We start from the raw sequence: 12,396 nt of genomic DNA, 5'->3' as shown, positions 1-12,396 counted from the left end.
CGCCTGGCCTATGCCGTCACGAGGACGAGGCGGCCGCGGAGGCCGCCCGCGGCGAGGCGGGCGTGCGCCTCGGGGGCGCGTTCCAGGGGGAGGGTTTCCGCGACGCGCGCCGTCAGCCGGCCGCTCGCGGCCAGCCCCGAGAGCGCGGCGAGGGCGGCGCCGTCGGCCGCGATCCACTCGGTCAGCACCCGGATGCCCCGCAGCGGCAGCGGCGCCGACTCGCGCACCGTGACGTACGCGCCCCGCGTGCGGACGGCGGCGAGTGCCCGCACCCCGAGCAGCGCCGCGTCCAGCGCTCCCGCCACGCCCCCCGGCACCAGCGCCCGCGCCTCGGCGGCCAGGTCCGCCACGTCGCGCGGGAGGAACCACGTGGCGCCGAGGCCGCGCACCAGTTCCTCGTCGCCCGCGCCCGCCACCGCGGCCACCCGCAGCCCCCGGGCGGCGGCGAGTTCGACGGCGAAGCCGCCGACGGCCCCGGCCGCCCCGGTGACCAGCAGCGTCTCGCCCGGCGGCAGGGCGAGGAGGTCCAGGGCCTGGTGGGCGGTCAGCCCGTTGAGCGGCAGCGTGGCGGCCTCGGCTGCCGTGAGGCCGGCCGGCGCGGGGGCGACGGCCGAGGCGTCGAGGACCACCTGCTCGGCGTAGGTGCCGAGCGAGGAGTCCAGCAGGTCCCGCAGCCCGATGACCCGGTCGCCCGGCGCGAAGCCGGTGACCCCGGGCCCGACCGCGTCCACGACGCCCGCCACGTCCCAGCCGAGTCCGGTGACCTCGCGCGCGGCCATCAGGCCGTTCCTCGCCAGCGCACCCGACCTGGTCGCCAGGTCCACGGGGTTGACCGTGGCGGCCTCCACGCGGATGCGCAGCCGTCCGGGACCGGCCTGCGGAACGGGCACGTCCACCGCCTCGATGGCCTCGGGGCCGCCGTATCGCCTCACCACGAGTGCGCGCATGTCTGATCGGTTCCCTTCTCCGTGGCCGGCGCCGCGGCGATCCGCGCTCCCGGCCCTCCCGTCTTCCGCAAGGAACCTATGGAGAGCTACTCTCCATCGGGAAGTAGGCACCTCAAGGTGCCCAGGGCACCGGAAGGAGAGCCGTCGATGGCCACGCGCACGGCGTCCCAGCGGCGGGCCGAGGCGGCCGCCGCCTACGACGCCTATCTCGCCGAGTGCCCCGCGCGGCAGCTGCTGGACCGCATCGCCGCCAAGTGGGTCAGCCTGGTCGTCACCGCCCTGGCGGACGGCCCGCGGCGGTACGGCGAGCTCGCCACGCGGCTCGCGGGCGTCAGCCAGAAGATGCTCACCCAGACCCTCCGCGGCCTGGAGCGCGACGGCCTGCTGACCCGCACGGTCACCCCCGCCGTGCCGGTCCGCGTCGACTACGCGCTCACGCCCCTGGGCCGGGACCTGCTGCCGCTGATGCGGGCGATCAAGGGCTGGGCCGAGGAGCACATGGACGAGGTCCTGCAAGCCCGTGCCGCCTACGACGCCGCCACCGCGGAGGCGGGAACGGCGGGCACCGCGGAGCCGGAAACGGCGGGAACGGGAACGGCGGTGGCCGCCGCCCCGGCGGCGCGGCGGGCTACTGCCTGACGCCGAGCAGGAGCAGGGCGACGTCGTCGCGGCGGACCTCCTCGGCGCCGGTGTAGCGGCGGATGAGCGCGTCGGCCAGGTCCTCCAGGGGCCCGCCGGAGTCGGTCTCCCGCGTCAGGTAGGCGGCCACCTCCCCGGCCGCCTCGTCGAGGTCGCCCCCCGGCCGCTCGATCAGCCCGTCGGTGTACATCAACAGCACGGTGCCCGGCGCCAGTTGCACGTCGATCTCGGGATATCCGGCCTCGGGAACGACGCCGAGCAGCGGCCCCGGCGGGATGCGCAGCACCGTCACTCGCCCGTCCGGGTGGCGCAGCAGCGGCGGGGGGTGCCCGGCGCTGGCCAGCGTGGCGCACCGGTTGCCCAGGTCGATGTGGGCGTAGACGCAGCTGGTGAACAGGCCGGGGTCGAGGTCGATGAGCAGCCGGTTCGTCCGGGCCAGGACGGCGCCAGGGGCGGTGCCCGCGCCGGCGTGCACGGCGGTGCGCACCTGCCCCATGAGGGCCGCCGCCTTGATGTTGTGGCCCTGGACGTCGCCGATGGCCGCGCCCGCCTCGTTGCCGCTCAGCCGGATCACGTCGTAGAAGTCGCCGCCGATCTCCATGCCCCTGGTCGCGGGCAGGTACCTGGCGGCCACCTCGAGACCCGGCACCTGGGGCAGGGTCCTGGGCAGCAGTCCGGTCTGCAGGCGGCGCGCGAACTGCTGCGTGGCGTCGTAGAGCAGCGCGCGGTCGAGGGCCTGGGCGAGTTGGGCGGCGATCGAGGGCATGAGCGTGCGCTCGTTGGGCGTGAAGGAGCGCGGCCGGTCGTACGCGACGGCGCACGCGCCCACCGGGCGCCCGGAGACGATCAACGGCAGGAACACCCAGGCGCCCTTGCCCGCGACGAGCACCACGTCGGGGTAGTCCCGTTCGAGCTCGCCGGGTGAGCCGTAGAAGAGCGCCCTGCCCTCCTCGGCCGCGCGCGCCGAGGGCGTGTCGGGCGGCCGCAGCGGGGCGGCGTCGAACCGGTCGAGGACGCTCGGCTCGTAGCCGCGCTGCCCGACGATGCGCAGCCTGCCGCTGTCCACCACGAACAGCACCAGGGCCTGGGCGTCGAGCACGGGCATGATCTGGTCGGTCGCCACCGACACCACGTCCTTGACCCCGAAGGTCTCGGTGAGCGTGCTGACCAGCCGCATCATCTGGTAGAGCACCCCGGCCCTGGTCGGCTCCACCCCCTCGACCGGCGCGACTCCCCCGCCGGGCGCGGCGGTCACGCCCCCGGCGGCCTGCGCGCCCCCCTCGCCCGGCGCACCCTCGCCCGGCGCACCCCCCTCGGCCCGCCCCTCGCCCGGCGCGTTCGCCCCCACGGGCGCGCGGCTCTCGGCCGGCGGCCGGCGCTCGGCGGGGGCCTGCGGCGCCGGGCTGATGCGCATGCTGAAGCCGAAAGCGCCGGGGTAGAGCTGGAAGCGCAGCGCCCGGTCCGGGGGGCGCAGGGCGGTGAACGAGGTCGCCCTGCGGCTGAAGAGCGCCGAGCGGTACCTGTCCTCGTAGACCGGGTCGGTCAGCCAGGGCAGCGCCTGCCACGGCGGCCTGCCGAGCAGCGCGCGCAGGTCGGTCCCGAGCAGTTCCGCGGCGGCGGCGTCCCCGTAGGTGACGCGGCCCTCCAGATCGAGGCGGCAGTGCCCCTCGGGCAGCAGGTCGAGCAGTTCCGCCGCGGCCTGGGCGGCCTCGGGGGAGTGGACGTACCCGCGGGGGCGGCACAGGTGGGGGTTGTCCCCGGCGCGCACCGGGCGGCCCTGCTCCGCCGCCCTGCACAGCATCGTGCCGATGCGGCGGCACCCCGCCTCCAGCACGGCCCACTGCCGGCGGGACAGCTCCCGCGGGTGGTTGCTCGGGAAGAAGAGGCTGAGGGCGCCCCAGCAGGTGCCGCCGGCGGAGATCGGGACGTCGGCCAGCGCGAAGGGGTACGGCAGCAGGAGGGAGAGCTGCGGGTAGCGGCGCGGCAGGTCCCCGACCGGCACCCAGCTCGGCCGCCCGCTGCGCACCACCTGGGCCAGCGGGACGTCCTCGTCGAGCCCGATCCTGAGCCAGGGCGCGGCCATGTCGGGCGGCAGCCCGGCCAGGGCCGCCATGCGCAGCACCCGCTCCTCGGGGTCGAGCAGCGCGACGCCGCCCACCGAGGCGCCGGACTCGCGCACGACCCATTCGAGGCCGGACTCCAGCACCTCGGGGTCCGTGCCGGGCCCCGCAGGGCGCACGCCGGGATCGGTTACTCCCATGAGAGAACCATATGCACCGATATGCCGGTTCCCCACTCGGCTGCCCGTCCGGCCGATCCGCCCCGGGGCCGGGGGCGACGCTCGCCGCGGCGCGGTGACGGTGTGAGTTCCGGCACGTTTCCGCGGCGTTTTCGTGTGTGGTCCCGCGGGTGCGGGCAGGGGTGCACGCTGGCGGGCGGCGGTCGGTGCCGCTCGGTAGAATTCATCCGGCCGTGACCGTCCTTTCGGTCACGGAGTGTGAGAGAACGAGGAGCGAGCACAGGTGGGCCTTGTCGTGCAGAAGTACGGCGGCTCCTCCGTCGCCGATGCCGAGGGCATCAAGCGTGTCGCCAAGCGGATCGTCGAGGCCAAGAAGCACGGCAACCAGGTGGTCGCCGTGGTCTCCGCGATGGGCGACACCACGGACGAGCTGATCGACCTCGCTGGTCAGGTGTCCCCGGTCGCCTCGGGCCGCGAGCTGGACATGCTGCTGACCGCGGGCGAGCGGATCTCCATGGCGCTGCTGGCGATGGCCATCGGCTCCCTCGGCCACGAGGCGCAGTCCTTCACCGGGAGCCAGGCCGGCGTCATCACCGACGCCGTGCACAACAAGGCGCGGATCATCGACGTGACCCCCGGCCGCATCCAGAGTTCCGTCGACGCGGGCAACATCGCCATCGTCGCCGGCTTCCAGGGCGTCTCGCAGAGCAGCAAGGACATCACCACGCTGGGCCGGGGCGGCTCCGACACCACGGCCGTGGCGCTCGCCGCCGCGCTGAACGCCGAGGTGTGCGAGATCTACACCGACGTCGACGGCGTGTTCACCGCCGACCCGCGCGTGGTCAAGAAGGCCCGCAAGATCGACTGGATTTCGTTCGAGGACATGCTGGAGCTTGCCAGCTCCGGCTCGAAGGTGCTGCTGCACCGCTGCGTGGAGTACGCGCGCCGCTACAACATCCCGATCCACGTGAGGTCGTCCTTCTCCGGCCTGAAGGGCACCTGGGTAAGCAACCAACCGCCAGGGGGTCAACCGGTGGAGCAGGCAATCATCTCGGGCGTCGCCCACGACACCTCGGAGGCGAAGATCACGGTCGTCGGCGTGCCCGACAAGCCCGGCGAGGCCGCCAAGATCTTCCGGGCCATCGCGGACGCCGAGATCAACATCGACATGGTCGTGCAGAACGTCTCCGCCGCCGCCACGGGCCTGACCGACATCTCCTTCACGCTGCCCAAGGACGAGGGCCGCCAGGCCATCAACGCCCTGGAGAAGCGCCGCCCGCTCATCGGCTTCGAGGCCCTGCGCTACGACGACCAGATCGCCAAGATCTCCCTGGTCGGCGCGGGGATGAAGACCAACCCCGGCGTCACCGCCACCTTCTTCGAGGCCATGTCGAACGCGGGGGTCAACATCGAGCTGATCTCCACCTCGGAGATCCGGATCTCCGTGGTGACCCGCAAGGACGACGTGCAGGCCGCGGTGCGCGCGGTCCACACGGCGTTCGGCCTCGACAGCGACACGGACGAGGCCGTGGTCTACGGGGGCACCGGGCGCTGAGCCGCCCCCGCCCGGCCGGGGCCGCACGGGGAACCGCCGGGGACCGTACGAGGACCCGGCCGGGGAATAGTCACGTATTGGCCGGATGTGAAGCTCTCGTGACCAATTCGTAGGGCCGGATGGCTTGCTCCGGACCAATTGCCCGGGGCACGATTTCAACTCCCCGCACCGCTGAACAACCAACTGCGGTGCGGGGAGCGTCTTTAGAGGCCCTTCCGCCTCACCAGGCGCGCAAAGCGCGAGACATTGGGGGCAGGTGACAGATGTGAGGGCGCGGATGCCGGCACCCATCGCCCTGCCCGCACCGTACAACCTTTGCGGGGGAGAGCGTGTCCAACTGGCGTGGCAGAGGTCCTTGGTATCACGGCAGCACGCCCGCGACGACTCCCGCACCCGGGCCGGGGCGGGGGCATGCCCGTGATCGCTCCCCTGCCCGCCTCGCGGCCCTCCCCCTCCCGTGCCCAGGGCAGCCCTGAGGCCGCGGACGTGGCGACGGCCGAAGGCACCACCATCGATTTCCTGACCGAGACCTACCGGGCGCACTACCGCTCGCTCCTCGGGCTCGCCGCCCTGCTCCTCGACGACACGGCCTCCTGCGAGGACGTGGTCCAGGAGGCGTTCATCCGCGTCCACTCCGCCCGCAGCCGGGTGCGCGACCCGGAGAAGACCCTGGCCTACCTGCGGCAGACCGTCGTCAACCTTTCCCGCTCCACGCTGCGCCGCCGCATCCTGGGCCTGAAGCTGCTCACCAAGCCGCTGCCGGACATGGCGAGCGCCGAGGAGGGCGCGTACGAGCAGCTGGAGCGCGCCGACCTGATCAAGGCGATGCGCGGCCTCCAGCGGCGCCAGCGCGAGGTGCTCGTGCTGCGCTACTTCGCGGACATGACGGAGGCGGAGGTGGCCAGGACGCTGGGCATCTCGGCCGGTTCGGTCAAGGCGTACGGCTCGCGCGGCATCGCCGCCTTGCGGGCCGCCCTGGAGTCGGCGAGATGAGCGACCGCGAACCGGGCCCAGGTCCCCGCGAGTCACTGCCCCACCGCCCCGCCCCCGAGCCGGAACCCGCCGCCCCGGCAGACCGGAAGGCCGACCCGAAGGCGGAGGCGGCCCCGAAGGCGGAGGCGGCCCCGAAGGCGGAGCCGGATAGGGCGGAGGCGGCCCCGAAGGCGGGGGCGGAGCCGGATAGGGCGGAGGCGGAGCCGGCAGCGGCCGCCGCGCCCCCTTCGGCCCTCGACGCGCTGCTCGACCGCGTGCACCGGGCACCCTTCGCGCCCCCCGCCGGCCCGCACGCCCCCGGGGACCCCGGCGACCCGCACGAGCAAACGGACCTCGGCGACCCGCACGACCCCGAGGCCGCCGGGGAGGAGGCGGAGCTGCGGCGCCTGCTGCGCGAGGCGGTCGGCGGCATCGAGCCGGCCACCGGTTCGCTCCAGCACCTGCGGCACGCCGTGCCCGCCAGGCGGCGCAGGCGCCGTCAGGTGCTGCTCGGCGTGGCCGCCTCCTTCGCCGTGCTGGGCCTGGGCACCCCGGTCATGCTCTCCGCCGCCGAGGGCGTCGTCGGGGGCGGCGACGAGGCCGCGGCCGGAGCCCACGGCGACCGGTCCCGCGAGGGCGCCGGGAGCGGGGAGACGGACCCGAGCGACCCGGGAACCCTTCCCCGGGACGCCGACGGCTCCACCCCGGGCCGCGAGGGCGAGGACCGCTCCGACGAGTCCCCCCTCGGCGGGGAGGACACCGAGGACCCCTCGAACCTCGTCGTCTCCGCCCCGACCTGCGAACGCGCCCAGCTCGGTGCCGCCGAGACGGCGACGCAGGCGCCCGACGCGCAGGGCAACGTCTACGGCTACTTCCGGCTCGTCAACGTCTCCGACGACCCCTGCCGCGTCTCCGGCCGGGGCGAGCTGGCCGTCCTCCCCCTGAACCCCTCCGCCTTCGCCACCCAGGTGCAGGTCGTCGAGCGCACCCCGGGCGACCGGGCGACCGGGCTGCCCACCCCGGACGAGACCTACGAGGAGCTGGTGCTGCCGCCGGGGGAGGCGTACGAGGTGCGGTTCGCCTGGGTGCCCGACGGCGTGGGCAGCTGCGTCGTCGACTCCGGCTCCGGCCTCGCCACCCAGCTGGGCACCGGCGAGACCGCAGGCGAGGAGACGCTGAGCGACACCGGCGAGAACCCCACCCCGGACACCGGCACGGGGGGGGAGTCGGCGGGCGGCAGCGGCGAGACCGGCGGCACGTCAGGGGAGACCGGCACCCCGGGCGAGGGCAACGAGGGCGGCAGCGGCGACACCGGAAGCACCGAGCCACCGGACGACGGAAGCACCGAGAACCCGGGCGACGGCTCGGGCGGCGACGCGGGCGGCGGCGACGGCGGCGAGGAACCCGAGCCGCAGCAGGGCGTGCTGCTGCGCTACACCCCCGCCGCGGGCGAGCCCGAGGCGGCCTCGCTCCGGCTCCAGGGGGCCTGCGCCGGCACCGTCTACCGTACGGGCGTTCTCCAGGCCCCGGCCGTCTGAGGGCCGCGCGCCGGAAGTACCGTTGAGGCCGTGTACCGGTTCCTGCTGACGCCACGCTGGTGGGCGATCAACGTCTTCGTGGCGCTGGCCGTCCCCGTCTGCCTCGTCGCGGGGCTCTGGCAGCTGGCGCGGTTCCAGGACCGGGTCGACCACCACCGCGAACAGGAGCGGCAGGCCACCTCGCACGAGGCGCCGCGCCCGCTGGCCGAACTGCTGCCCCTCACCACCGACACCGTCGGCGACCAGGCCGCGGCGCGGGGCCGCTACGACGCCGCGCACCAGCTCCTCGTGCCGCACCGGACCCTGGACGGCGAACGCGGCTTCTACGTCCTGACCCCGCTGCGGCCCGAGGACGGCGGACCCGCCCTGCCCGTCGTCCGCGGCTGGCTGCCGGGGGACGCCGACCCGGCCGCCGTGCCCGCGCCCCCCGAGGGCCTGGTCACGGTCTCCGGCGCCCTCCAGGCCGCCGAGTCCGCCGGCAAGGTGCCCGGCCCGACGACCGGGCTGCCCGCGGGACAGCTCGGCGTGATCGGCGCCGCCTCCCTGATCAACGTGCTGCCCTACGAGGTCACCGACGCCTGGCTCACCGTCCGGGACGCCGAGCCCCCGATGCGGGCCGTGCCCCCCACCGCGCCCGAGGGCACCGGGCTCGACGCCCAGGCCTTCCAGAACCTCGGCTACACCGCCGAGTGGTTCGTCTTCGCCGGCTTCGCCGTCTTCATGTGGTACCGGCTGCTGCGGCGCGAGGTCGAGGCCGGGCGCGACGCCGCGCTCGGCCTCGTCCCCGAGCCCGCTAGTCCAGCCCCAGGTGCCTTCGCGCGAAGCGGATCTCCTGGGCCACCTGCTTGATCCGCTCCTCGACCACGAGCGAGCCGTGGCCCGCGTCGAACCGGTAGACCTCGTGCTCGACCCCGCGTTCGGCGAGCCTGGCCACGTAGTTGTCGATCTGCCGGATCGGGCAGCGCGGGTCGTTGACCCCCGCCGAGATGTAGACCGGCACCCGCACCCGGTCCACGTAGGTGAGCGGCGAGGAGGCCGCCCACCGCTCCGGCACCTCCTCCGGGGTGCCGCCGAGCAGCGTGCGGTCCATCGCCTTCAGCGCCTCCATCTCGTCGTGGTAGGCCGTGACGTAGTCCGCAACCGGCACCGCGGCCACCCCCACCGTCCAGGACTCGGGCTGGGTGCCGATGCCGAGCAGCGTCAGGTACCCGCCCCACGAGCCGCCGGTCAGCACGAGACGCGCCGGGTCGGCGAGGCCGGTGTCCACCAGGTGCGCGCGGACCGCCGCGATGTCCTCCAGCTCGATCAGCCCGACGCGGTGCCGCAGCGCGTCCGTCCACTCCCGGCCGTAGCCGGTGGAGCCGCGGTAGTTGACCCGCACCACCGCGAAGCCGTGGTCGAGCCAGGCGGCCGGGCCCGCGGCGAACGCGTCGCTGTCGTGCCAGGTCGGGCCGCCGTGGATGTCGAAGACGGTGGGGAAGGGGCCCTCCCCCTCCGCCGGGCGCTGCACCAGCGCGTGCACCTTCCCGCCCGGGCCCTCGACCCACACGTCGGCGACCGGCAGGGAGGGCGGCGCCTTCAGGCCCGGCGGGTCGAGCACGGTGCGCCCGCTCGTCGACAGCACCCGCGGGGGCTCGGCCGCCGAGGACCACAGGTACTCGGTGCTGCCGTCGGGCCTGGCCGTGGCGCCCCCGATGGTGCCCGGCGGCGTCGTCACCCGGCTCAGCCTGCGCCCCTCGAACGCGTAGCGCCACAGCTCGTCGCGCGCGTGGTGGCTGTGGTCGATCAGCAGGCCGCTGCCGTCGGGGAACCACCGGGCGCCGACGTCGCCCGGCAGCTCCAGGCCCAGGTCGGTCTCCTCCCCGGTCAGCGGGTCCCACACCGCGGGCTCCCAGCGGCCGCGCCGCTGGTGGCCGATCAGCAGCCGGGAGTCCCCCTCGACGGGCGCGAAGCCGAGGACCGCGAGGCCCAGTTCCTCGGTGCCGCCCTTCGTGTCGTCCAACTCGGCCACCGGGCTGCCGTCCAGGCGCGTCACCCGGATCGCCGAGTGCATCGCGTCCCCGTGCTCGGTGTGCTCGATGGCCAGCAGCAGCCCGTCCTGCGACAGGTCGCCGACCCCGCCTGACTGGCGGTGCCGGTAGATCTCGACGGGCTCCGCCCCCGGACGGGCCACGTGGATCGTGGTCCCCTCCTCCTCGGTCATCCGGCCCACGACCGCGGTGCCGTCCCGCCCCAGCGCGAGCCCCGCCGGGTATCCGGGCGGCAGGCCGGGCACCGCGGGCTCGTCGGGGCCGCCCCCGAAGGGCTGCCGCTGCCAGACGCCGAACTCGTCGCCGTCGGTGTCCGCGAACCACCAGATCCACTCGCCGTCCGGGCTCAGCGTCCCGTGCGCCGTCCCGTTCGGCCGGCTGGTGGCCTGCCGCTGCGCGCCCGTGGCCCGGTCCCAGGCGTACAGCTCGAAGGTGCCGGTGGCGTTGGAGACGAACAGCGAGCGGGCGGGCGCGTGCAGCGCCCACTGCGGCAGGCTCACCCGCGGGGCCAGGAAACGCTGCTCCCAGGCGGGTGCGGTGCCCGGGTCCCGGCCCGGGGCCCCGCCGGGGCGCGGTTCCGGGTTCCGGCCGGCCGGGTCAGTCATCGGCGAGCTCCACCTGGATCTCGACCTCCACCGGCACGTCGAGCGGCAGCACCGCGACGCCCACCGCGCTGCGGGCGTGCTCCCCGCGCTCGCCGAAGAGCGCGCCGAGCAGCTCGCTGGCGCCGTTGACCACCTGCGGCTGGCCCGTGAAGTCAGGCGCCGAGGCGACGTAGCCGACGACCTTCACCACCCGGGCGACCCGGTCCAGGTCGCCGGCCACGGACTTGACGGCGGCCAGCGCGTTGAGCGCGCAGATCCCCGCCAGCTCCTTGGCCCGCTCGGCGGTCACCTCGGCCCCGACCTTCCCGGTCGCGGCCGGCTTGCCGTCCACCAGCGGAACCTGCCCCGAGGTGTACACGTACGGCCCGGTCCGCAGCGCGGGCACGTACGCGGCGACCGGCGGGACCACCGGCGGCAGCGTCAGGCCCAGCGCGCCGAGCCGTTCCTCCACGGCGCTCACGAGGGGCCTCCCTGCGCCTTGACGCGCTTGAAGTAGGCCACCAGCTGCTCCGGGTTCGGCCCCGGCACCACCTGCACCAACTCCCAGCCGTCCTCACCCCAGTTGTCCAGGATCTGCTTGGTGGTGTGCACGAGCAGCGGCACGGTCGCGTATTCCCACTTCGTCATGCCCCAGACTCTAACGGCGCCGCGCCCGGCGGGGGCGGGGGCGGGCAGGCGTTCGGTGACCGGAGTCACCGAAGTCCGCCTCCTGCCCCGGGGGCGGGGTGTCCTAGGCTCGCCTAAGTGAGCTCAGGGCGCAGGCTGCACGTGGTCAGCGGCAAGGGCGGCACCGGCAAGACGACCGTCGCCGCCGCCCTCGCGCTCGCCCTGGCCGAGGAGGGGCGGCGCACGCTCCTCGTCGAGGTCGAGGGCAGGCAGGGCATCGCGCAGCTCTTCGAGACCGAGCCGCTGCCCTACGAGGAGCGCAGGATCGCCATCGGGCCGGGCGGCGGCGAGGTCTTCGCCCTGGCGATCGACGCCGAGCGGGCGCTGCTGGACTACCTGCAGATGTTCTACAAGCTCGGCGGCGCCGGCCGGGCCCTGCGGCGCATCGGCGCCATCGACTTCGCCACCACCATCGCCCCCGGGCTGCGCGACGTGCTGCTCACCGGCAAGGCGTGCGAGGCGGTCAGGCGGCGCGGCCAGGACGGCCGCTGGGCGTACGACGCGGTGATCATGGACGCCCCGCCGACCGGGCGGATCGCCCGCTTCCTCGGCGTCCACCACGAGGTCGCGGGGCTGGCCAGGGTGGGCCCGGTGCACCACCAGGCCCAGGCCGTGATGCGGGTGCTGAAGTCGGCGGAGACCGCCGTGCACCTGGTGACGCTGCTGGAGGAGATGCCGGTGCAGGAGACCGCGGACGGCATCGCCGAACTCCGCGCCGCCGGCCTGCCGGTGGGCGTGGTCGCGGTCAACATGGTCCGCCCGCCCGTCCTCGCCGCCCCGCCGCGGCCGGAAGGCGACCCCGCGGCCCTGGCCGAGGCACTGGCCAGGGCGGGCCTCGGCGGCGCCGCGGGACTCGCCGGGCCGCTGCTCGCCGAGGGCCGCGAGTACGCCGCGCGGCTCGCCCTCGAAGCGGCCCAGCGCGCCGAGCTCGCGGGACTCGGCCTGCCGGTGCACGAACTGCCGCTGCTCGCCGAGGGCGTCGACCTGGCCGGGCTCTACCGGCTGGCCAGGCTGCTGCGGGAGCAGCGGTGGTGAGCGCAGTGGTGAGCGCGGCGACTCGCCCGGCGGCGAGCGCGGCGGTGCGCCCGGCGGCGAGCGCGGCGGGCGGGGGACGGAAGGCGCCGGACGGGGGCGGCGCGCGGGAGGGACGGCAGGGAGGCGAGGCGCGGTGAGCCCGACGAGCCCCACGGGTCAGGCGAGCCCGG

10 protein-coding genes and 1 pseudogene are annotated in these 12,396 nt (G+C 75.3%); 6 read left to right on the top strand and 5 right to left on the bottom strand.

The window, feature by feature from the left end; genetic code table 11:
- Positions 1-8: 8 nt before the first annotated feature.
- Positions 9-947: an NADP-dependent oxidoreductase gene (locus D7294_RS11400; RefSeq protein ID WP_120678373.1), complete on the bottom strand. Its 939-nt coding sequence runs from the start codon at positions 945-947 to the stop codon at positions 9-11.
- Between the two features lie 147 nt (positions 948-1,094).
- Between D7294_RS11400 and D7294_RS11395 the strand changes: the two are divergent.
- Positions 1,095-1,499 (top strand): annotated as a pseudogene (locus tag D7294_RS11395) (winged helix-turn-helix transcriptional regulator); the annotation flags it as partial.
- A gap of 76 nt (positions 1,500-1,575) precedes the next feature.
- On the opposite strand, the gene D7294_RS11390 reads toward D7294_RS11395, so the two are convergent.
- Complete coding sequence (locus tag D7294_RS11390; RefSeq protein ID WP_147450819.1) at positions 1,576-3,846, bottom strand: SpoIIE family protein phosphatase; 2,271 nt, start codon at positions 3,844-3,846, stop codon at positions 1,576-1,578.
- A 262-nt stretch (positions 3,847-4,108) separates the two neighbouring features.
- On the opposite strand from D7294_RS11390, the gene D7294_RS11385 reads away from it, so the two are divergent.
- From D7294_RS11385 to D7294_RS11370, 4 genes are all read left to right on the top strand, one after another.
- Complete coding sequence (locus D7294_RS11385; RefSeq protein WP_120678367.1) at positions 4,109-5,380, top strand: aspartate kinase; 1,272 nt, start codon at positions 4,109-4,111, stop codon at positions 5,378-5,380.
- 342 nt (positions 5,381-5,722) lie between these two features.
- Positions 5,723-6,373 carry a SigE family RNA polymerase sigma factor gene (locus D7294_RS11380; RefSeq protein WP_422070679.1) on the top strand — a complete coding sequence of 217 codons (651 nt, stop codon included), beginning with the start codon at positions 5,723-5,725 and terminating at the stop codon, positions 6,371-6,373.
- A complete protein-coding gene (locus D7294_RS31890; protein ID WP_158674608.1) occupies positions 6,370-7,890 on the top strand; it encodes a hypothetical protein in 1,521 nt (506 codons plus the stop codon). The genes D7294_RS11380 and D7294_RS31890 overlap by 4 nt, the downstream gene beginning before the upstream one ends.
- A gap of 30 nt (positions 7,891-7,920) precedes the next feature.
- Positions 7,921-8,739 (top strand): SURF1 family protein, encoded by an 819-nt coding sequence (locus D7294_RS11370; RefSeq protein WP_120678363.1) that lies wholly within the window; start codon positions 7,921-7,923, stop codon positions 8,737-8,739.
- On the opposite strand, the gene D7294_RS11365 is transcribed toward D7294_RS11370, so the two are convergent.
- The 3 genes from D7294_RS11365 to D7294_RS11355 are packed head-to-tail and all read right to left on the bottom strand — an operon-like array spanning position 8,684 to position 11,152.
- Positions 8,684-10,525 carry a S9 family peptidase gene (locus D7294_RS11365; protein WP_120678361.1) on the bottom strand — a complete coding sequence of 614 codons (1,842 nt, stop codon included), beginning with the start codon at positions 10,523-10,525 and terminating at the stop codon, positions 8,684-8,686. The two genes, D7294_RS11370 and D7294_RS11365, sit on opposite strands and share 56 nt — an antisense overlap.
- Positions 10,518-10,985, bottom strand: coding sequence for a RidA family protein (locus D7294_RS11360; protein ID WP_120678359.1), 468 nt, complete (start codon positions 10,983-10,985; stop codon positions 10,518-10,520). The genes D7294_RS11365 and D7294_RS11360 overlap by 8 nt, the downstream gene beginning before the upstream one ends.
- The gene (locus tag D7294_RS11355; protein ID WP_120678358.1) at positions 10,982-11,152 is read right to left on the bottom strand and encodes a Sp36 family protein; all 171 of its coding nucleotides are present in this window, start codon (positions 11,150-11,152) and stop codon (positions 10,982-10,984) included. The genes D7294_RS11360 and D7294_RS11355 overlap by 4 nt, the downstream gene beginning before the upstream one ends.
- Before the next feature lie 117 nt (positions 11,153-11,269).
- On the opposite strand from D7294_RS11355, the gene bagA reads away from it, so the two are divergent.
- Positions 11,270-12,226, top strand: a complete 957-nt coding sequence (bagA, locus tag D7294_RS11350; protein ID WP_120678356.1) for an ATPase BagA — start codon at positions 11,270-11,272, stop codon at positions 12,224-12,226.
- Positions 12,227-12,396: the final 170 nt, after the last annotated feature.

This window comes from Streptomyces hoynatensis (assembly GCF_003626535.1).
Classification (GTDB): Bacteria; Actinomycetota; Actinomycetes; order Streptomycetales; family Streptomycetaceae; genus Streptomyces; species Streptomyces hoynatensis.
This window is presented reverse-complemented; position numbering and strand designations above follow the sequence as displayed.

What these genes read in the sequence shown, in the direction of transcription:
- D7294_RS11400 (WP_120678373.1), bottom strand. Translation starts at nt 947, where the DNA reads ATGCGCGCACTCGTGGTGAGGCGATACGGCGGCCCCGAGGCCATCGAG.
- D7294_RS11390 (WP_147450819.1), bottom strand. Translation starts at nt 3,846, where the DNA reads ATGGGAGTAACCGATCCCGGCGTGCGCCCTGCGGGGCCCGGCACGGAC.
- D7294_RS31890 (WP_158674608.1), top strand. Translation starts at nt 6,370, where the DNA reads ATGAGCGACCGCGAACCGGGCCCAGGTCCCCGCGAGTCACTGCCCCAC.
- D7294_RS11365 (WP_120678361.1), bottom strand. Translation starts at nt 10,525, where the DNA reads ATGACTGACCCGGCCGGCCGGAACCCGGAACCGCGCCCCGGCGGGGCC.
- D7294_RS11355 (WP_120678358.1), bottom strand. Translation starts at nt 11,152, where the DNA reads ATGACGAAGTGGGAATACGCGACCGTGCCGCTGCTCGTGCACACCACC.